Genomic DNA, 21,695 nt, shown 5'->3' on the forward strand with positions numbered 1-21,695 from the left:
ATAAAAGACCCAAGCTAGTTATATCGACAACAATCTCAATAACTTAACAACAGGTTTAGTAATTAAATGGGATTCTCATCGCCACAACATACAAACCAAGGGGCATCACTTTGCCGCTATTACTCGATTAGTACTATATTAGTACTATATTAGTACTAAAGAGCAGGAATCATGCCATAGAAAAATGTAAAGAAAAGTAGAGGCGTTTTAACCTTAGTTGCGTAAGGTGGCTCTAACATTAGGGTCTTTTGAAATGACTAACACAATCCTACGATTTCGACTGCGGCCTTCAGGCGTATCATTTCTTGCAACAGGCTGAAACTGACCATAGCCTATCGCAGCCATTTTTGAAGGGTCAAGGCCTTCTTCCGCCAATAAGCGAACAACCGCGGCTGAACGAGCTGAAGATAACTCCCAATTAGAGGGGTGCGCTCGAGTACGAATAGGTATGTTATCTGTAAACCCCTCAATCAACAGGGCGTTATCTTGTGGCTTTAAAATGGCCGCGATCTGTTCAAGAATAGGAAAGGCGCCCGCATCGGGTTCAATGTCACCACTTTTAAACAAGATTTTATTTGATAGAGATACTTCTACCCAGTCTTTATTTTCGTTGACGGAAACCAATCCATCCGTGATAAGCCCAGAAAATTCAGCCGAGAATTTATCGGCAAGCGCTCTCATTCCTTTGGTTCTATCGTTTATTTGCCCATCGCTTCCTCGGGGAATTGTGTCGATAGGCTGAATCTGCTGATCACTTGCGTTATCATCCTCTGACAGAGGCGAAAACTCACCCACCTGGATAGGTTTTGTCGTGCGTTGAACGGTGTTAAAAGCTCCTTCTAGGGTTTTAGACAGCACTTTATATTTACCTTCATTCACCGAAGATACTGAATACATAACAACAAAAAATGCAAACAATAGGGTTATGAAGTCAGCATAAGACACCAACCAACGCTCTTTGTTGTGAGACTCTTCCTCTTCTTTATGTCGTCTCATCACTCGTTGATCCTATGTTAATGAAGGAAGCCACGTAGCTTTAACTCTATTGAGCGGGGGTTCTCGCCTTCAGAGATTGATATTAGTCCTTCAATAATCAGCTCTCGATACAAGGATTCAAGCTTTATTACCGCTTTTAACTTACTCGCAACAGGAAACAGCAATAAGTTAGCAAACGCGACACCATAAATTGTAGCTACGAATGCAGTTGCAATCCCCCCTCCTAGGGAGGCAGGATCTTCTAAGTTGCTCATCACATGAATCAAGCCCATAACCGCCCCAATGATACCGATGGTAGGCGAATACCCCCCCATACTTTCATACACTTTTGCACCATCAAAGTCGCGATTTTCTTTGGCTATAAGGTCTAACTCCATGACACTTCTAATCATATCGGGTTCTGCCCCATCGACTAACAGCTGCAACCCTTTTTTGGCAAACGGTTCTGTTTCTTTACCTGCAATAGCCTCTAACCCGAGCAACCCTTCTTTTCGGGCTCTCATGCTCCATTGCACTACTTTATCGACACCATCTTCCAAACTGACATATGGCGGCACAAAAACCCAAAGCAGCATACGCCCTGCGTGCTTTAAAAGTTTGAGTGATGTTTGCAACATAATGGCGGCAAAGGTACCGCCAATAACAATGATGGTCGCTGGCAGGTTTATCAATGCATCAATGGTCCCCCCTTCTAGGAAGTTACCCCCAATAACTGCACCAAAGGCTAAAATAACGCCAATAATACTGAGTAAATCCATTACATCACTCCAGTCACAATGCGCCCTGCAATATCCGATATATTCAATATTTCATCAGCTAATCCTGCCTTAACCACAGACATCGGCATACCGTAAATCACGCTGCTTTTTTCATCTTGTGCCCAGACCGTTGATCCAGTCTGCTTCATTAACCGGCAACCGTCCTTACCGTCTGCCCCCATTCCGGTGAGAATGATGCCTAGCGTTTTACCCGGATAATTCCTCGCTGCTGAACCAAATGTTAGATCAACACTCGGTTTGTAATGTATCCGACCATCACCTTCAAGAATTTTAATGCGCCCCACACCTGAGCGGTTTTCAATAATCATCTGCTTTCCCCCTGGCGCCAATAAAGCTACACCGGGCGTCAGCACATCTCCGTCTTCAGCTTGCTTGACAGTTATCTGACAAAGTCGGTTCAGCCGATCAGCAAACGCCTGCGTAAAAGACGCAGGCATGTGCTGTACAAGCAGGATGGGTTTGGGAAAGTTGGATGGCAATTGGGTGAGTATTTTCTGTAACGCAATAGGCCCGCCTGTTGAGGTGCCTATCGCAACCAGACTTACAGGATGGTTGAGTTTGTTACTTGAAACAGACTTAGATGCAGGTGCTTTTTTTTCATAAAAAGGCCGCCTTTCTGCATTCTGACTATCGGGTGCTGGTACAGCACCCATTGTAGACTTTTTTACACTATCTACTGTTTTCCTGTCTATAGTGGTTCGACTATTTAACCGTGTCGAACTTAGCTGTGGTGAAGTGGATTTATGTGTATCTTGAGAGAAGGTGCGTGGGGAAGACAATCGATTTTTATTAGTAGCTGCAACCGCTAATATTCGCTGCTTAAGCAACGATTGAATATTGCTTGAGTCTCTCGCAATATCTTCAAAATTCTTGGGTAAAAAATCAACAGCACCGGCTTCTAGTGCATCAAGGGTTACACGCGCACCTTCATAAGTAAGAGAAGAAAACATTAACACAGGTGTAGGCGCTTCTTGCATGATCAGCTTAACTGCAGCCACACCGTTCATTACTGGCATCTCGTAGTCCATGGTCACCACATCAGGCTTAAGTTTTTTGACCAACTCAAGTGCTTCCTGACCATTACTAGCAGTACCAACGACCTTAATTGAGCTTATCGATCCTAGTATTTCGCAGACTCGCCGCCTGAAAAATCCGGAATCATCAACTACTAAGACGGTAACCGTCATTCATGAATCTCCAGATAGAAATGCGTCCCCAGATGCTTTTACACCTCAGGACGTTTCTATAATCGCTCTAACGGTTTATTAAATATACTCGGCAAGGTTATGCATAACGCTGTAACAAACTGGGAATATCAAGAATTAACGCTATCCGTCCATCACCCGTTATCGTTGCCCCAGACATACCCGGTGTGCCATGCAGCATTCGCCCTAACGGTTTAATAACCACTTCTTCTTGGCCAACCAATTGGTCCACAACAAAGCCTACTCGTTTAGTCCCTACCGATACTATAACAACATGTGCAGATTCTGCTTCAGGCTGATTTGGCGTACCCTTAACTAACCATCGTTTAATATGGAAAAGTGGATACACGTTATCTCTCACCACGACACACTCTTGACCATCAACAATATTTGTACTCGATAAGTCGAGATGAAAAATTTCAACAACACTTACAAGCGGAAATGCAAACGACTGGTCATCGAGTAACACCATTAGCGTCGGCATAATTGCCAACGTTAACGGTACTTTAATAACAATGTGAGAGCCGCTACCCAAGACAGAGTCTATAGCGATGGTGCCGTTAAGTTGCGTAATTTTAGTCTTAACAACATCCATCCCAACACCACGCCCTGATACATCCGAGATTTCTACTTTGGTAGAAAAACCAGGCGCAAAGATCAAATTGAAGCACTCTGTATCAGTTAGTCTTTCAGCGGCATCTTCGTCAAACAACCCTTTTTCAACAGCTTTTCGTCGCAGAACATCGGGGTCCATACCCGCCCCGTCATCCTTAATAGAGAGAAGGATATGGTCACCTTCCTGCTCTGCCGCTAAAATAACCTGACCTATTCTTGGTTTACCATTGGCTTCTCTGATGTCAGGTAATTCGACTCCATGATCAACTGCGTTTCTCACCAAGTGAACAAGGGGATCAGATAACGCTTCAACCAAGTTTTTATCTAGGTCGGTATCTTCACCTTTCAAAACAAGATTAACTTCTTTCTTCAAGTTTCTGGCGAGATCTCTTACCACTCGAGGGAATCGGCCAAATACCTTTTTAATCGGCTGCATCCTCGTTTGCATCACAGCAGATTGTAAATCGCCAGTCACGACATCTAAATTAGACACCGCTTTATGCATTGCTTCATTTTCACTTTCGTCGCCAAGCCGCTTGAGTCGATTTCTAACCAAGACTAACTCACCGACCATATTCATGATGTCATCGAGTCGCTTAGTATCAACGCGCACGGTTGTTTCAGTAGCGATCGATTGTTCTTTGCTTGCAGGTTTTTTTGCGGCTGCGGGAGTGACAGGCGCAGCTGGCTTAGGTGCCGCTTTGGGAGCGGGTTCGGGCTTTGGCTTACTTTCTGGAGTTGGCTTGCTACCGCCCACAGTAGGGCCTTTCCCTTGTCCATGTAAGTCGTCGAGTAGTTTATCGAATTCACTGTCGTCGATTACATCAGATGATTCATCACTCGCTGGCGCCCCTGTTGATGGCGCATCAGCAGGCGTAGAAGCACCTCCACTCGCTACTTCATCTTTAAACTGGCCTTTACCGTGCAAGTCATCAAGTAAACGCTCAAATTCATCATCGGTAATTTCACCGGACTCAGGGGCAGCAAGCTCAGAGGCGACATTATCGTCTGCGCTACTGTGTTTACCCGTTCCATGTAAGTCATCTAACAGTTTTTCAAACTCTTCATCAGTAATTTCATCATCAGATGAGACTGAAGGTGCGTCTACATTAGACGTCGCGTCCGAAGGCGTTTCTGGTGAATCAAGCGCATTGAGTAATTGCTCAAACTCATCATCTGTAATATCACCGTCTTCTGGAGCATTGTCTACTGAAGGGGCCTCATCAACTGTTATAGACGTATCGTCTGATACAGCTGCGCCTGCGACTTCAGGCACTGCAAGTTTTGCGAGGGCTTCTATAAGAGCAGGATTAGCCGGAACAAGTTCCTCTCTGTTTCGGCACTGATCAAACATTTCATTAACGACGTCAAGCGCTTGCAGTACTACATCCATCAACTCTGCGTCGACCCTGCGCTTGCCATTACGAAGAATATCAAACACATTCTCCGCTACGTGACAGCACTCAACCAACGCATCAAGCTGTAGAAAACCAGCTCCGCCTTTTACTGTATGAAACCCACGAAAAATCGCGTTAAGCAAATCCGTATCATCCGGATTTTGCTCCAAATCCACCAGTTGCTCTGACAGAAGCTCAAGAATTTCCCCAGACTCTACTAAAAAGTCTTGAAGAATCTCTTCATCCGCTTCAAACCCCATGCAGCACTCCTCAAAAACCTAGACTGGAGAGTAAATCATCCACATCATCTTGACTCGAAACCACATCGATACGCTCTTCGGCGTTCATCTGAGGTCCTTCACCACGCTCAATATTATTTTCTTCTTTTTGTTCTAACCACTCATGAACAGTACCGGTAATTTGATCGACTTTACCCGCCATAGCCACTAAGTTTACAAGATTTTCTTCTACTTCCTGCACCAAGCCTGTTACCCGTTTGATCACTTGACCGGTAAGGTCCTGAAAATCTTGGGCAAGCAGGATTTCTGACAAGTTTCGATAAACTTGGTCTGACTGCTGACTTAGCTTATTAAGAAACAAGTCCATTCTCTTGTATAAAAGACGAAACTCTTCAGGCTTCATCTCTCTACGCCTTAACTTACTCCAATCTCCCTTCAGAATATCGGCCTCTTGCTTCATTTCTGAAGCAATTGGCATACTCTCTTCTACAAGGTCTAGCGTTTTATTTGCAGCCTTATTCGTCATATCAACAACGTAAGAGAGTCGATCAGTGGCATCATCTATCTTAGAGAGCTCGTCTTGATTTGTATCTGCAGCAGAATCAAGGTGAAAATTTCTAATTGACTCATGAAGAGTACGCGTTAAACGCCCGACTTCTTTATACAGACTTTGATCTCGCGTGGAGTTGAGTTCAGCAACAACCTTTATTGCTTCAGTGATATTGCCTGCGTCTACTAAGTCTTTTAGGTCAGAAGCCTGACGCTTTAGTTGCGCTTCAAATTCTGGCGTATATTGCGTGTTTTCTTCTTTATTTGTCATGCACTAACCCGCGCTCAAGAATCGATACGCTCAAAGATTTTATCAATTTTCTCTTTTAGCACTGCCGCAGTAAAAGGCTTAACAACATAACCGTTAACCCCTGCCTGAGCCGCAGCAACAATTTGATCCCGCTTGGCCTCAGCTGTCACCATCAAAACAGGCAACCCTTTCAAGTTTGCATCTGCTCGTACTGCACGCAGCAAGTCTATACCAGTCATCCCTGGCATATTCCAGTCGGTTACCAAAAAATCATACTTGCCCGTCTGAAGCATTGGCAGAGCGGTATTCCCGTCATCTGCTTCATCTGCATTGGTAAAGCCAAGATCCCTTAATAGGTTCTTTATAATTCTTCTCATAGTTGAAAAATCATCAACTACCAGAATTTTCATATTTTTATCCAAGTCGACCTCCAAAATGCCGAAGCTGGAACCCTTATCTAGCCCGAACTCTATTCAGGTTTATGGTATAAATATAAGTCTAGCTTGAGTTCGAGGGGTATCCAGTTTTTTTTAAAGTTTCGCAAAATCACTACTCTCTTTTTCTTAAAAAATTCAAGTAGCTATGTGCATATCAATTTTAATGCCAGTCAATAAGCCGAGAACGTAAGCGCAACGCCGCCTGACTATGTATTTGGCTAACCCTCGATTCGCTTACCGAAAGCACCTCCCCGATTTCTTTCAGGTTGAGCTCTTGATCATAGTAAAGCGAGAGCACTAGCCGCTCGCGCTCGGGCAACGAAGCAATGGCTTTTACTAATCCTTCTTTAAACGCATCATCCTGTAATTCTGCGTAGGGATTATCCACAGCTTCAGGGGTTTGATCAACGGCTGCATCCCCCCCCTCTAGTATTTCCTCAAAACTGAAAAGTTTTCCACTCGCACTATCTTTTACACAAGCGTAATACTCATCCAATTCCATATCGAGCTCAGCGGCCACTTCATGATCTTTTGCGTCGCCTCCTTTAAGATCTTCAACCCGCTTGATCGCTTCTGATATTTTTCGCGTATTTCTATGAACCGACCGGGGTACCCAGTCACCTTTACGAATCTCATCCATCATTGCGCCACGTATACGAATACCTGCATAGGTTTCGAATGACGCTCCTTTCGATGGTTCATATTTTTTAGAGGCTTCTAATAGCCCCATCATCCCAGACTGAATGAGATCGTCGACCTGCACGCTAGCGGGAAGCCTTGCCATTAAATGATAAGCAATACGCTTCACCAAAGGTGCGTGTTGTCGAACTAAACTATCAGCCCGTTCAATGTTTGAATCACTATACATCATCTGGCCGTGTACCAATGCCATAAATTAATAATTTAAGCCTGCAACAATCGTTCTACAAAAAACTCAAGATGACCTCTAGGTGATGACGGTAGAGGCCAGCTATCAGCTTTTTGCGCTAACGATTTATAGGCTAATGAGGCCTTTGCACGAGGATAAGCGTCTAGCACAGCACGTTGACGTTGCACTGATTTTTTCACCGCTTCATCAAATGGAATACTTCCCACATATTGAAGCGCCACATCAAGAAACCGATCGGTAACTTTTACCAGCTTTGAGTATAAATGACGTCCCTCTTGCTGGGTTTTAACCATATTGGCCAGCACTCTAAACCGGTGAATACCGTAATCGCGGTTTAATAGTTTAATCAGCGCATAGGAATCTGTAATTGAAGTAGGTTCATCAACAACGACTACGAGTATTTCTTGAGCGGCCCTTAAAAAGCTTATAACACCATCAGAAATACCGGCTGCAGTATCTACAATAAGAACATCAAGGTCGCCAGAGATCTCACTAAATGCATTGATTAATCCTGCATGCTCAAGCGGACTTAACGACACCATCTTTTGAGTGCCTGACGAAGCAGGAACAACCTTAATCCCCCCAGGTCCATTGACCATTACTTCTCTCAAACCACACTCACCCGATAACACATCGGATAAATTTTTATTTGACGTAATACCTAAAAGGACATCAATATTTGCCAACCCTAAGTCGGCATCCAGCACAACAACCCTGCGACCCATTGCAGCAAGCCCCAACGCAAGGTTGATAGAAACATTACTTTTGCCAATACCACCTTTACCGCCGGTAACCGCAATAACCTGGACTGAATTTGAATTACTCATACAGGTGTTTTTCCCCTATTACTACTAACGATTTGCTGCTCACTGTGCTTAACGAATAAGTACTCATTCTGGTTCACCTCCAGCCACTCTTTGCAGCCATATGAGAGTAGTGCCTCTAGCGGATGAAGCAACATCACGATCAAACGTTTTCGATTCCAGCCTTAACATTGACTAATAAATAGACTATCAAGTCACCTAGCTGACAGTAAAACAACTAAACTTTTCATCAGTTTAGCAGAGGATACTGTTTTATGTTTTTAATTTCAGGCGGTGTGACCAAAATACATTGATGAAAACTCATTCGCCCTGCCCGTATTTTGTATTCGCCCCTGAGTATTAGACAGTAACTCCGACTCAAACTTCTCTTGCTCTTTAAATAAACTAACCCCTCGACTGATAATCGAGTGCGCTTTAGCAAGGTGAATATCATCTGGTATTTTCTGCCCATCCGTCACATAGGCAACCGATAAACCGCTCAAATACAAAAAGCTTATAACCTCACCTAAGCTGACAGCTTCGTCCAACTTAGTCACCAAACAACCTGCAAGGCCAACCATCTTATAATAGTGATAGGTAGATTTCATTATTTGCGTTTGGGTGATAGCCGATAGCACTAGATAACTTTTAATAGCATATTTAGAGTCACGAATCTCATGCAGTTGTTCAGCCCAATCTGGGTCCTGATGATTTAAGCCTGCTGTATCAATAAGTACGAGCTTTTTATCCTGCAGAGAGTCAATAACATCATCTAACGAATTATGCTCATCGACGATCCTTACAGGTATATTTAGAATACGCCCAAATACCATTAACTGCTCATGCGCAGCTATTCGGTAACGGTCAGTGGTTATTAGCGCTACTGACTCAGGCCCATGCTCTAACACGTACCGTGCAGCCATTTTACCGATGGTGGTCGTTTTACCAGAGCCGGTTTGACCCACTAATGCATAGATTCCGCCGCGATCAATAAGCTCTTCACTTTCGACAGCCAATACGTGGGAAAGCTCTGCTAATACTCTATTCCAGGCTTCACTAATATCGGCCCCAGCCTTAATTCCAGGTAACAAAGCATCTATCAGCGTCTTTTCTATCCCCATTCGACCTAATCTATCAGCAATATTCGATCTGACAATTGAAGACTCTGTTTCTTGCTCTTTGCGTGTCTCGTCATTGGTTTTAAGCTGCTGATTAAGTAAATCTCTTAGGTGGTGCAGCTCTGCTCTCATCGTCTCAAGCTCAGAGACAGGTTGCGCATCTGTATTCGTGGTAGCGTTTGACTGTGTCACACGAGGTTCATTTTCAGTCTCATTTGTTCGACGACCTTTAACACCGCTAATCTTCTCTCGCGCTCTTTCCATTTCCTCTTGCAAGCGAACGTGACGCTCAGCCTGCATTCGGCCAATCTGCGTAGGTGAAGGAGCCTTATCTTCTGCGCTCGTTAGTTCGACTTGGCTCATCGCAAGCTGTTCGTCATAGTCCAGCGCAGTCACTATTTCTACTCCGCCACCGACCTTTTGGTTAGAAAGAATCACCGCGTCGGCACCCATCTCTTCGCGAACCATACGCAAGGCTTCTTGCATTGTTGCGGCAAAAAAACGTTTTACTTTCATGGCAACTCTCCTCAACTCTTTCTGGTACTTGGTATTGTCCAAGCACCCCATATCATTTAGCTTATTATTTGACGTTTATTGAGTGGTCATGATTCTTAACCGTCAAATTACTGTCTTATTGTGGCGGCTTTACGAACGCGCTTACTGTCCGACTGTTGCCACTATCGTTATCTGCTTGTTATCAGGTACTTCCTGATAAGAGAGCACATGTAGCCGTTCTATTCCAAACCTTACAAATTTTGCTAGCACAGGCCTTAAAGGAGCTGATACCAGTAGTATCGGCGGCTTACCCATGACCTCTTGACGCTGAGCGGCATCATTTAACGACCGCTGTAGTTTTTCAATCATTCTAGGCTCAAGCACCAGCCCAACATCGTCTCCCGCGCCAACTTTTTGTGCCTGCTGTACAGACTTAAGCAATAGTTGTTCCAACTCAGGGTCCAATGTAATCACCGGTATCTCACCTTCTGCCCCGCAAATATTTTGAATAATCAGACGTTTCAAAGATTGTCGCGCTGCAGCCACTAATATCACAGGGTCTTGACTCTTAGGCGTAACGTTCACAATCGCTTCTGCAATGCTTCTCATATCGCGAATAGGCACGTTTTCTATCAATAAGTTTTGTAGTATTTTCAGTAACAAACTAACCGATAGTGTTGACGGAACAAGCTCCTCACCTAACTTAGGTGAAGCTTTAATCAACTGCTCTAGCCACTGCTGTACCTCTTCATGCCCTATCAACTCATGAGCGTGCTTTTGTAAGATTTGGTTGAGATGCGTCGCGACCACAGTACTTGCATCTACTACGGTATATCCAAGCGTTTGTGCATGGTCTTTTTGGCTAGACTCAATCCAAACGGCATCTAAGCCAAAAGCAGGGTCTTTACCTTCGATCCCTTCAAGCTTTCCGAATACCTGTCCGGGGTTTATCGCTAGCTCACGATCAGGGTGAATTTCCGCCTCTGCCAAATTAACACCCATTAACGTAATGCGATAGACGTTAGGCATGAGGTCGAGGTTATCTCTAATGTGTACAGACGGCATCAAAAAGCCCAGCTCTTGAGAAAGCTTCTTCCTAACCCCCTTTATCCTTCCTAAAAGCTGCCCGCCTTGAGACTTATCAACTAATGGAATCAATCGATAACCCACTTCAAGCCCAACAACATCAACCGTAAGCACGTCATCCCAACCCAACTCTTTAGGCTCGCCTGATGGCTGCACTGCCTGAGGACTACTGCCAGAAGCCGATGAAGGCGCAACACCCGAAGCCCCGCCTGAAGCCCCTCCACTAGGCGCGCCAGGCCTGACCACACCCTCATCAACCTGACCGCGATTAGTTCGATACCAAATATAATATGCCCCCGCCGCTGCAAGCGCTCCTAAACCTAGAAATGCCATATGAGGCATCCCTGGAATAAGCCCCATAATAATCAAAATCCCGGCTGCCACCGCAAGCGATCGTGGCGAGGCAAACATTTGGTTATACATTTGGTGAGACATATCTTGTGTAGTACTGACACGCGTCACCATAATAGCGGCTGCGGTTGATAATAATAACGAAGGTATCTGTGCAACCAAACCATCACCAATCGTTAACAGCGAATAGTTTTCCATGGCTTGGCTAAAATCTAACCCATGCTGAACCATACCAATAGTCAAACCACCAATGATATTTATGACCAGTATCATCAGGCCCGCAACCGCATCACCCCGTACAAACTTACTAGCACCATCCATTGAACCGTAAAAATCGGCCTCTTGGGCAATATCTTCACGTCGAGCTTTTGCGTCTTCTTGCCCAATTAAACCGGCATTAAGATCTGCATCTATTGCCATTTGCTTACCTGGCATAGCATCTAGGGTAAAGCGCGCGCTAACCTCTGAAACGCGACCGGCACCTTTAGTCACTACCGCAAAGTTAATGATCATCAGTATCGCAAACACGACTAAACCTACGGCATAGTTACCGCCAATGACAACCTCACCGAATGCCTCTATCACTTTACCCGCAGCATCTCCACCTTCATGGCCATACAGCAACACAACGCGTGTCGATGCCACGTTAAGTGCAAGCCTTAGAAGAGTAGCAACCAGCAATATGGTTGGGAAAATTGCAAAATCAACTGGGCGCATGGCATATACGCAGACAAGTAGAACGACAATCGCTAACGCAATATTAAAGGTAAAAAGTAAATCCAGCAGAAAGGGAGGCATAGGCAAAATCATCATGCCTAAAATCACTAGCAACAATAACGGTATGCCAAGATTACCCTGCGTAAGGCTTTTAAAATTTTCTAAGCTGAATGCTTGTACCATAGGTATTCCAATCAACACATAAAAGCGCACTGACGCTTTTTTGACATAAATTATTAGATAATAATGTTGATTGCAGGAACCATACCGACTTTAGTGTTTTATCTTATTTTGTTTCCGGTACTGGTCAGACGTCGCGTTAATGCTGAGGTTTCAAGTTAACATGAGGTGATATAAATCTCCCTTTTGAAATAGGCATCAATCGTGTTTCAAATCGTTAGGGATAGGAAAATCAGGCATTTCGGGTTTCGGGTTAGCGCCTGCGCGGAAACGGCGTAACTGGAAGATATAAGCTAGAATTTGCGCGACAGCCACATAAAGGCCGCTAGGAATCTCATCTCCAACTTCTGAGTTATAGTAAATAGAGCGCGCTAAAGGCGGCGCTTGTACAATCTCAACGCTGTGCTCGTTTGCAATCTCTCTGATTTTAAGTGCTAGCTCGTCTCCACCTTTGGCCAATACAACAGGCGCTACCATGGTGTCACCATCGTATTTTAATGCCACAGAAAAGTGTGTGGGGTTGGTAATAACGACATCAGCTTGCGGCACATCTTGCATCATTCGACGCTGCGCCATTTCCATCTGCAACTGTCGAATTTTCTGCTTAACTTCGGGCTTACCCTCGGTATCTTTGTATTCGTCTTTAACTTCCTGCTTGGTCATTTTAAGTTTTTTATTGTGGTCATATATCTGAAAAGGCACATCCACGACGGCGATCGCTATCATTGAACAGGCAAGCCAAAAGACTATCCAGGCCAAAATATTGACTGCCTTCCCCATCGCAGGAATAACCGGCAACGTACCAACTGCCAATAACTCCGCCGTATAAGCATCGAGCATTAACAGCGCCACTGTTACAACAACAGTCACTTTCGCAATACTCTTAACCAACTCAACTAGCGACTTTATTGCAAACATTCGCTTAATTCCCTCAACAGGATTCAAACGACTAAACTTAGGCGCTAGCGCTTTGGCAGAAAACAGCCACCCACCTAAACTAATCGGCCCTAAAATAGAGGCCACCAATAAAATACCCAAAAAAGGGGCCATAGCCCAAGCCACTTCAGTGAAACTATGCCCTAAGAACAGCCCCATTTGCCGTATATCAAACAACACCTCACGATCAAACGAAAAGCTATGCTGCATAACACTTTTGAGAGCCATCCCCAAGTGATCGCCAAACATTAATAAGCCTGCCGCTCCCCCGATAAGTATCGCCATGGTATTAAGTTCTTTGGAACGCGGAATTTGCCCCTCATCACGGGACTTTTGTAGCCGTTTGGCGGTGGGGTCCTCACTTTTGTCTGCGCTGCTATCTTGCCCTTCAGCCATATTACACCCCTAGCATTAACCGAAGAAACTCAAAAACATCTCCGGTAAAGCGATGAAATTGAGGCATAAAACCGATAAAACCGATCCAGATAATTAACATTCCAAATAGCTGTGAGATTGGAAAACCCAGTGCAAAAACGTTCATTTGAGGGGACGCTCTGGACATAATGCCGAAGGAAATATTAATCACCAGCACCGATGTAATAACCGGCAAGGCAACTAATAGCGCTGATGCAAACATCCAAGAGATACGGTGTATCATTTGCCAAAGTATTTCAGGCGTAAAACCTCCGGGTGTAAATAAACTTCCCGAAATTGGCCATACTCGAAAACTCTCTAGAAATAACTCAATCATCACCAAGTGTCCGTTAGTTGCCAAAAATAACAAGGTGACACAAATTAAGAAAATTTGAGATAAAACAGGCACTGATACGCCATTGGTGGGGTCAACCATTGAAGCAAACCCCAACCCCATTTGCATGGCGATTATTTGTCCTGCCACCACAAACAACTGCACAAACAGCACAAACATAAAGCCCATCGTACTGCCGATAAACATTTGCTGAATCAGCACTCCGATGGATGATAATGAAAGAGGGTCGATCACTGGAATATTGTCAATTAACGGAGCAACCAAAATGGTTATCATCAACGCTAAACCTAATCTGATCCGTGCAGGTACTAATTGAGTACCAATAATAGGGATAATCATAAAAAAACTGGCGATGCGAAATAGCGGCCATAAATGACCTGCGATCCAGTTAAATATCACTTGCTCAGTGAATTGCACTCAACACCATCCCAGACTAACCAATCAACATAGGAATATTGGTCACTAGTCGCTCAAAATACTCTAACAAGCGCTGCACCATCCAAGGTCCCATGACGATAATAACCGCAAGCGTTACTAATAATCGGGGTAGAAAACTTAAGGTTTGCTCGTTAATTTGTGTGGCGGCCTGAAAGACACTCACCATCAGGCCTATAATGAGGCTTGGGGTTATAATAACCGTCACCATCAGCAGTATAAGATAAAGTGCTTCACGAACTATTTCTACTGCAACTTCTGGCGTCATAAGGTTCGCCCCCTAAATTCCAAAACTAGCCGCCAGGGTGCCGATAATGAGCGCCCAGCCATCAACGAGTACGAATAACATGATTTTAAAGGGTAACGAGATAATCATCGGCGACAACATCATCATACCCATCGCCATCAAGACACTCGCTACCACCATATCGATAATTAAGAATGGTATAAATAATATAAAACCGATCTGAAACGCGGTTTTTAACTCGCTCGTCACAAACGCCGGCATCAATACCCAAAATGATACATCCTCAAGCGTTTGAAACTCCTTGCCTGAGATACGCACAAATAGGTTTAAGTCATCTTCTCGCGTTTGAGCCAGCATAAAATTCCTGAAGGGTATACTAGCCTTTTCCAACGCTTCCATCGGGGCAAGCTGTTCATCTAGGTATGGCTGAATTGCAGTACGATTCGCCTCCTCTAAAACTGGCGTCATGATAAAAATAGTCAAAAACAACGCGAGGCCAATCAATATCTGGTTTGATGGTGTCTGCTGAAGGCCCATTGCTTGACGTAAGATCGAGAAGGAAATAATAATACGCGTAAACGACGTCATCATCATTAATGCAGCGGGCAAGAACGTTAATGCAGTCATTAACGCCAAAATCTGAATCGTCACCGTATATTGCTGACCGCCACTTTCATCGGTCACCAGCGTGAGTGCGGGGATGCCGGTAGGTTCAGCCGCTACCGAAAAAGACATTCCGGCCAATACTATTAAGGCAAGTAATCCGCTCACCTTTCTGGCTAACGCCTTAATCTGAAGGCCCTTTACTAAGAATGGCCTGTAGTCGGCTAGAAAAATCAACAGTTGTTTTATCATTGTTATTAACGACCGGTTCTTCAAATGAGTGTAATAAATTAATATTGTGCTGGGTTATCCCTACCAAAACTTGTTTATCCGCAACTTCAATTAGCGCAATACGTTCTTTGGCCCCAACAGGAATAGCTGAAATAATTCGCATCTGCTGCTGATTTGATACAGCAAGCCCGGTGAACCGCTTCACAAACCATGCAATAGCAAAAATCAGTACAACCACTGAAATAAGCCCGAGTATTGCTTTAAGCCAATCTGACGAATTAACCCCTGGCGATGCAGGCAATTTAGCGGGCGAGCTTTCCACCACAACCTCAACAACGGGTTCATCACTCAGCGGCGTTTCTTTTGCTGCCTCCGCTAGCGTTTTTCCTGCAATACAAACAAAAAAAAGCAAAATAGCGATGCGTGTGGATGTTTTTAACAACACCGTTATAAACCAGCGATGTTGCTTCTCTTTGTCAGCATCCATAGGTCTATTTCAATCGCTTAATTCGTTCAGAAGGACTCACAACATCCGTTAAACGGATACCGAACTTTTCATTAACCATAACAACTTCGCCATGGGCAATGAGGGTACCGTTGACCAGCACATCTAGAGGCTCACCTGCTAGTCGGTCGAGCTCAACAACTGAGCCTTGGTTAAGCTGTAGCAGGTTTCTAATAGGTATTTGTGTACTTCCAACTTCCATAGATATCATCACAGGAATATCAAGAATAACATCAAGATCTGGGTTTAGCCCACCGCCTCCTGCTTGCATTGGCCCACTATCAAAAGCCTCTAAAGGGGCCGCCTGAACATCGAGTCCATCACCACCATCATCATCGCCTGTGGCTTCCGCTTCAGCCATTGCCGCAGCCCATTCGTCATCGACGCTATTATCAGCATCGCCGGACTCAGCCATAGCGGCGCCCCACTCATCAGCTAACTTTTCATCTTCGCTCTTGCCTGCTTCGCCTTGCTCATCAGGTAGATCATTTTCACTCATCGCTTACTTCACTCCCGGCTTTTTTGCTCAAGTTAGAGCCTTCGCGTCCAACACGATTCTCGATTTTAAGCGCCAAACTAGGTCCCAATTGACCCACTTTAGCTGTAAACATTGGAATTTTATTGGCTGTCATGGTGACAACATCTGGCAGCTCAACCGGTATAACATCCCCAGCTTTGAGCTTAGATATATCTCTTAACGAGACTCTCTTTTCAACCAGCGTTGCATTAATAGGAACTCGAGCATCAAGAATATCTCGTCGAAGCGCGTTAACCCATCGCTCATCAATATCATCAATGTCACTTTGTACACCCGCATCAAGAACTTCGCGAACAGGCTCTATCATTGAATAAGGGACTGCGACATGTAAATCACCACCACCGCCATCTAACTCTATATGAAAGGTGCTAACAACCACGACCTCACTGGGGCTCACAATATTAGCCATTGAAGGGTTAACTTCTGAGTTAACATACTCAAAGTCAACTTTCATGACGGCATTCCAAGCCTCTTTCATATCAACAAAGATTTGCTCTAGCACCATCTGTACGACACGAATTTCGGTGGGTGTAAACTCACGCCCTTCTATTTTTGCATGCCGACCATCACCACCAAAGAAGTTGTCAACCAACTTAAAGACAAGCTTTGCATCAAAAATAAATAGTGAGGTCCCCCTAAGCGGGCGAATTTTTACAAGATTTAAACTGGTAGGTACATAAAGCGTATGGATATATTCGCCAAATTTAAGAATTTGGATACCGCCTGTTGCAACATCGGCATTGCGACCCAATAAGTTAAATAAGCTAATGCGCGTATACCTAGCAAATCGCTCATTGATCATTTCAAGCGTGGGCATTCGCCCACGAACTATTCGATCTTGACTTGCGAGGTCATAACTTCTGACACCCTCATCATCCAGATCATCATCTGTATCAATGTCACCGTCATCGACACCGTGTAAGAGCGCATCAATTTCGTCTTGTGATAGTAAATCTTGCACTTGGCTTCCCGTTATTGCATGACAAAATTAGTAAATAATACTTGCTCAATCGACGAACCACTCGCCTCTTTTTCAAGTATTTCATTAATCAAGTTCAACGACGCCAATCTCAATGACGCTTTACCCTCTGCCGTTTGTAACCCTTGAAAATCTTGACTGCTAAACAACATAATCAGCTTGTTGCGGATCAGAGGCATGTGTAATTCTAGTGCGTCTAGTGACGCCTGATCACGACTTTGAGCTGAAACAAACACCTGCATATAACGCTGTCGTCCCTCTACATCAAAGGTAACAACAAAGGGAGGCTTAATATCAAAATAAATCGCTGGCTTTTTAACCTCTTCTACAGGCACCTCTGCTGCATCGCTGGCCGAACTATCGCCTTTTAAGAAAAAAAGCGTAGCGCCAACAGCAAGCCCTACAGCCAGTATGACCACTATTGCAACAATAATGATTAACTTTTTACTGGATTTACCGCCTGTTTCTTCTTCGTTAACGTCTTTATTATCGTCATCTGCCATGTCAAATTCTCGTCATTATTGCTACCGACACCATTCATACTTAAGTTAAGAGCAATCCTTGTGCCAATAATTTTCAACTATTCAATCAGTTATAACCTATTTCTAATATTCATTGTAGCCTAATAAACGCGGAGATAAATCTGATTACTAAGAAGAAACTAAGTTTTGTATTGAGGAAGGCAATAAAATATAGACGAAGAAAAAAGACGCGCCAATGCGGCGCGCCTACAAGAAGGTTATCGTGCTGTTTAGTTTTAGACGGTTAGCATTGCTAGATACTGTGGTTTAACGATACGCCTATGCATAATAATCAACTAAATTATCCAGCGTTATCGCTTCAGTGATGCCATGAGCTCCATCCTGACTTAATAGGTCGTTATCACCTTCTGCCGATCGCCCTCCTACACCTTGCTCTTGGTCTTGGTCTTCATTCGCTTGTTGCTGTGAAGATTGGTCGGATACATCTACATGGGCTAAATCAACACCATTTTCGTTCATCATCTCTCGAAGTCGGTTAACGTTTTGTTCCAGTAACTCCCGAACGCCTTGGTTATGACTAGTAAAGGTCACCATTGCCTGTTCATTTTGAACATTTATCTTGACCTCCATTGGTCCAAGGTCTTGTGGGTTTAGATGAATTTCGGCAAATTGTATTTTCTGGTTAGCTAACCAGATAATTTTATCGTTAACCTTATCGGTCCAAGCGCCTGGCGCAACAGGCAAATCAACCGACGTCGTATAGGTTTTTAAGGTTGATTGACCCTCCTTTAACTGAAGATCATTAAATCGGAACACCTCGCGAACACTGCCTTCAGCACCTGTATCCACATCAATTTCTAGTTCAGCAAGCGCTTCAACCCCCTTTTCTAACGAGAGTTTAATTTGTTCTAGCGTCATCAGTTTTTCTAATGGCTGCTCTAATAGGGCATCATCACCTATAGATGCATTTGCCGCAGCGGTATTTAAGACTCCTGCATTCAATGAGCCTGCAGCAGAACGTGCTTGTCCATACGCTGCATAATCTCCGTCTTCGGCTGCTAACATCTCATAACCCAGTACCCCCATCGGCGGAGCAGTTAACTCATCATCCACTAGTGGGTCTTCGACATGGTTTAAAAGCGAAAATTCAGACGGTATTTCAAGCTCACCTGTATAGTCTGGGTCTACCATTTTCTCCAAATTACCGTCTAATCTTGACGCCTCATCATCGACGGACTGAGGCAACGCTTCGCCGTTTGAAGTCTCTTCAGCGGCAACAGTTGCCGCTTCTTGCTTTTTGTTAGTCTCACTACCTTGAGCGTTCTTGTCGGCTGTAGATGTGCTGGCTACATCGTTATGTTTTGTGTTTTTTTCTTGTTTATTTAATTCATTTTTAAAGCTATCTACATCGCTGTCATTACTAGCCGACGCCTTTGTCGATGGCTTACTGGTTGAATTGCTCGTTAAATCAAGAGATACCGGTAATGAATTCATAAGCTGCTCTGTAATAAACAATTGATCAACAAATTCACTTTAGCGGTATATCAGTCCCCAGACATGAAACACGCTAGAATGAAAAATATTAGATTAATGGCGGCTAACCACTCTGCACGTTTAGCCCTTTCGGCTATTTGCACATACGTTATATTAGTAGTTAGCAAAATGTAGACCAGCATTGAAAAGCAGGAAGGCGCCTAGCTATGAACTAGTACGATAGTTGTTCTTTTAACAGCTCCGAGATATTCGTAAACTCTGCCTCTATTTTATCCACAAGTACGTCGATATCGTCAAGTTCGCCTCGTTTCCCTTTTAATTCAGCTTCCATACATAAGCTCGCGAGAATCGGAACACCGACATTTGTGCAACTTCCTTTAAAGCTGTGCGCAGCTCTCGAAAGTGCCTCTGCATTTTGCGCTTTAGCCGCCTCTTTGATTTGAACAACACGTTCTGCCGAGTCATGAAGAAATGTTTCTAACAACACATCAAACTCTTCTTCCATTACCTCTCTAAGTTCAGCTAGCGCTGAGAAGTCGATATGGTCATTCATAGGTCAACCTATTTTAGTTGGTCTGATCTTTAGACATGGGTTACCAACATAATAAGCCGCAAAGCCTTTATATGGCGGGTAGAGCCTTTGTCTCTGGTTGCCAAGCGAACTCAGCCTCAACTGTATTCCCCGTGCCGATATACTCAAAATGCTGACAGAGTGATATCAGCAAAGGAATTCCGCGCCCCGAATACAGGTTATTATTCATTTTAGCTTGTTTAAAATTACTGTAATCAAACCCCTGACCGCTATCTTCAATCTTCATAGACAACAGCCCACCGGAGCCTTCAGGTAAGTGATCAATAGAAATTCGAACCCATTGGTCCTCAAGTTTTTCTAATCGCTCGGCCCTTAATTCATAATATTTGGTAAACCCTTCCGGTGTTGCTTTTAGCTTAGAGTCGAGCCCCAAAACGCCATGCTCAAGCGCATTTGATGTCAACTCCGCTAAAATAGTATAAATCTGTCCACTTAACTGACGTAACCCTGGCACTTCCATAATAATATGCAGCAGAAGTGGAAGTGGGTTAAAGTTTTTAAGCGTTTGCGCTCTTAATTCATAGCTTAATGCCCAATCAACAGGGCCACTTAATGCACTTTTCAATAGAAGAGGTCCAGCGTCACTCCCAACCTGATCTTCTCTGACCATTTCGACCTCTACCATAGTGAGGTCGTCATCACGCTCGCCTTCCCCTATAAAACTGTGGACTTTTTGTTTAATACTTGAGAATAGCCGAGATGGATCACGCTCCTCTTGATAGACTTCATATAAGCGCTCTTCGCCAAACATATCGCCGTTAACATTTCGAGCTTCTATAATGCCGTCAGACCACATAAACAAGCGATCACCAGGCGACATATCATATTTGTACGTTTCTGTTGTAAACCGACTGGCTTCTAGGACCCCAAGAGGAAGATGATTCGAGGAAATATTAATAAGTTCCCCATCGGTTCGATATAAAATAGCATCAGGCACCCCCCCCACCCATATCTCCACATCTCCCCTCGCAAAACTCATATCAATCATAGAGGCACAGCAAAAAAAACCAACGGGTAAAATCTGTTTCAGCTTTTGGTTAATCTCTCTGAGTACGTCGGTCATGGCAAACCCCTTACTGGTCATGCCATAAAATATTTCGGCAATTGGCATTGCGCCAATCGCCGCTGGAAGCCCATGCCCGGTAAAATCGCCTAACAGAACATGCATTCCACCAGAAGGTTTCTGACATGCCAATAATACATCGCCATTAAATACAGAAAGTGGTGATAACAGATGCTTAATATTTTTGGCGTTAAGACAACCTAGGTGCGCGACATTATCAAAGACTGTCTTGGCTACATTTTGTTCTTGTAGGAGAAGTTCATTGTTAGCAGCAATTTGATCACGCTGAAATTGCACTGTTCTATGCATGGTTCTCATGCGATTAAAGGCGTTTATTTTTGCCTGTAGAATAATACGATTATAAGGTTTGGATATAAAGTCATCCCCCCCGGCATCAAGACATTTGACCAATGATGCGGCATCTGTAAGGGATGTTAAAAATATGATGGGGACTAGCTCTTCACCGGCCAACTGTTTGATTAGCCTAGCTGCTTCAAAGCCATCCATTCTGGGCATTAAAGCATCCATCAGTACTAGTTGAGGGGATGTATCTTTAAATTTTTCTACTGCCTCTATGCCATCGCTTGCCGTCACCACCTCATGCCCTTGTTTACGGACAATAGCCTGCAAAATCATGCGATCCGAATCGTTATCATCTGCAATCAATATTTTCAGCGGTTCTGAGTCCATAAACCTACCTATAAAAGCCGGTTAT

At 44.0% G+C, this 21,695-nt stretch carries 21 protein-coding genes; all 21 read right to left on the reverse strand.

What is annotated here, in order from left to right:
• Nucleotides 1–213 precede the first annotated feature (213 nt).
• The 21 genes from motD to NKI27_RS12860 all read right to left on the reverse strand — a co-directional run bounded on the left by motD (nt 214) and on the right by NKI27_RS12860 (nt 21,670).
• Nucleotides 214–996 (reverse strand): flagellar motor protein MotD, encoded by a 783-nt coding sequence (motD, locus tag NKI27_RS12760; protein ID WP_265049517.1) that lies wholly within the window; start codon nt 994–996, stop codon nt 214–216.
• 17 nt (nt 997–1,013) lie between these two features.
• Nucleotides 1,014–1,754: a flagellar motor protein gene (locus tag NKI27_RS12765; RefSeq protein ID WP_265046426.1), complete on the reverse strand. Its 741-nt coding sequence runs from the start codon at nt 1,752–1,754 to the stop codon at nt 1,014–1,016.
• Nucleotides 1,754–2,962 carry a protein-glutamate methylesterase/protein-glutamine glutaminase gene (locus NKI27_RS12770; RefSeq protein ID WP_265046427.1) on the reverse strand — a complete coding sequence of 403 codons (1,209 nt, stop codon included), beginning with the start codon at nt 2,960–2,962 and terminating at the stop codon, nt 1,754–1,756. The genes NKI27_RS12765 and NKI27_RS12770 overlap by 1 nt, the downstream gene beginning before the upstream one ends.
• 97 nt (nt 2,963–3,059) lie before the next feature.
• Entirely contained in the window at nt 3,060–5,252 is a 2,193-nt protein-coding gene (locus tag NKI27_RS12775) for a chemotaxis protein CheA (protein ID WP_265046428.1), read from the reverse strand.
• Between the two features lie 10 nt (nt 5,253–5,262).
• Nucleotides 5,263–6,051 (reverse strand): protein phosphatase CheZ, encoded by a 789-nt coding sequence (locus NKI27_RS12780; RefSeq protein WP_265046429.1) that lies wholly within the window; start codon nt 6,049–6,051, stop codon nt 5,263–5,265.
• 14 nt (nt 6,052–6,065) lie between these two features.
• On the reverse strand, nt 6,066–6,452 hold the full coding sequence (gene cheY, locus NKI27_RS12785) for a chemotaxis response regulator CheY (protein WP_265046430.1): 387 nt from the start codon (nt 6,450–6,452) through the stop codon (nt 6,066–6,068).
• Nucleotides 6,453–6,627: 175 nt separating this feature from the next.
• Nucleotides 6,628–7,338, reverse strand: coding sequence for an RNA polymerase sigma factor FliA (locus NKI27_RS12790; RefSeq protein WP_320109464.1), 711 nt, complete (start codon nt 7,336–7,338; stop codon nt 6,628–6,630).
• Nucleotides 7,339–7,370: 32 nt separating this feature from the next.
• Nucleotides 7,371–8,183: a MinD/ParA family protein gene (locus NKI27_RS12795; RefSeq protein WP_265046432.1), complete on the reverse strand. Its 813-nt coding sequence runs from the start codon at nt 8,181–8,183 to the stop codon at nt 7,371–7,373.
• A gap of 263 nt (nt 8,184–8,446) precedes the next feature.
• On the reverse strand, nt 8,447–9,793 hold the full coding sequence (flhF, locus tag NKI27_RS12800; RefSeq protein ID WP_265046433.1) for a flagellar biosynthesis protein FlhF: 1,347 nt from the start codon (nt 9,791–9,793) through the stop codon (nt 8,447–8,449).
• Nucleotides 9,794–9,934: 141 nt separating this feature from the next.
• Entirely contained in the window at nt 9,935–12,109 is a 2,175-nt protein-coding gene (gene flhA / locus NKI27_RS12805) for a flagellar biosynthesis protein FlhA (protein WP_265046434.1), read from the reverse strand.
• A gap of 195 nt (nt 12,110–12,304) precedes the next feature.
• Complete coding sequence (gene flhB, locus NKI27_RS12810) at nt 12,305–13,438, reverse strand: flagellar biosynthesis protein FlhB (protein WP_265046435.1); 1,134 nt, start codon at nt 13,436–13,438, stop codon at nt 12,305–12,307.
• Nucleotide 13,439: 1 nt separating this feature from the next.
• Nucleotides 13,440–14,228: a flagellar biosynthetic protein FliR gene (fliR, locus tag NKI27_RS12815; RefSeq protein ID WP_265046436.1), complete on the reverse strand. Its 789-nt coding sequence runs from the start codon at nt 14,226–14,228 to the stop codon at nt 13,440–13,442.
• 16 nt (nt 14,229–14,244) lie between these two features.
• Complete coding sequence (gene fliQ, locus NKI27_RS12820) at nt 14,245–14,514, reverse strand: flagellar biosynthesis protein FliQ (RefSeq protein ID WP_265046437.1); 270 nt, start codon at nt 14,512–14,514, stop codon at nt 14,245–14,247.
• A 12-nt stretch (nt 14,515–14,526) separates the two neighbouring features.
• Nucleotides 14,527–15,228, reverse strand: a complete 702-nt coding sequence (gene fliP / locus NKI27_RS12825) for a flagellar type III secretion system pore protein FliP (RefSeq protein ID WP_265049518.1) — start codon at nt 15,226–15,228, stop codon at nt 14,527–14,529.
• A 52-nt stretch (nt 15,229–15,280) separates the two neighbouring features.
• Nucleotides 15,281–15,814, reverse strand: coding sequence for a flagellar biosynthetic protein FliO (gene fliO / locus NKI27_RS12830; protein ID WP_265046438.1), 534 nt, complete (start codon nt 15,812–15,814; stop codon nt 15,281–15,283).
• Nucleotides 15,815–15,818: 4 nt separating this feature from the next.
• Nucleotides 15,819–16,247, reverse strand: coding sequence for a flagellar motor switch protein FliN (gene fliN / locus NKI27_RS12835; RefSeq protein ID WP_265049519.1), 429 nt, complete (start codon nt 16,245–16,247; stop codon nt 15,819–15,821).
• Nucleotides 16,248–16,323: 76 nt separating this feature from the next.
• Nucleotides 16,324–17,331 (reverse strand): flagellar motor switch protein FliM, encoded by a 1,008-nt coding sequence (gene fliM, locus NKI27_RS12840; RefSeq protein ID WP_265046439.1) that lies wholly within the window; start codon nt 17,329–17,331, stop codon nt 16,324–16,326.
• Between the two features lie 11 nt (nt 17,332–17,342).
• Nucleotides 17,343–17,852 carry a flagellar basal body-associated FliL family protein gene (locus NKI27_RS12845; protein WP_265046440.1) on the reverse strand — a complete coding sequence of 170 codons (510 nt, stop codon included), beginning with the start codon at nt 17,850–17,852 and terminating at the stop codon, nt 17,343–17,345.
• A gap of 297 nt (nt 17,853–18,149) precedes the next feature.
• Nucleotides 18,150–19,325 (reverse strand): flagellar hook-length control protein FliK, encoded by a 1,176-nt coding sequence (locus NKI27_RS12850; RefSeq protein ID WP_265046441.1) that lies wholly within the window; start codon nt 19,323–19,325, stop codon nt 18,150–18,152.
• 211 nt (nt 19,326–19,536) lie between these two features.
• Nucleotides 19,537–19,878 (reverse strand): Hpt domain-containing protein, encoded by a 342-nt coding sequence (locus tag NKI27_RS12855; RefSeq protein ID WP_265046442.1) that lies wholly within the window; start codon nt 19,876–19,878, stop codon nt 19,537–19,539.
• Between the two features lie 67 nt (nt 19,879–19,945).
• A complete protein-coding gene (locus NKI27_RS12860; protein WP_265046443.1) occupies nt 19,946–21,670 on the reverse strand; it encodes an ATP-binding SpoIIE family protein phosphatase in 1,725 nt (574 codons plus the stop codon).
• Between the last annotated feature and the right edge of the window lie 25 nt (nt 21,671–21,695).

The organism is Alkalimarinus alittae, assembly GCF_026016465.1.
In the GTDB taxonomy this organism is placed as follows: Bacteria; Pseudomonadota; Gammaproteobacteria; order Pseudomonadales; family Oleiphilaceae; genus Alkalimarinus; species Alkalimarinus alittae.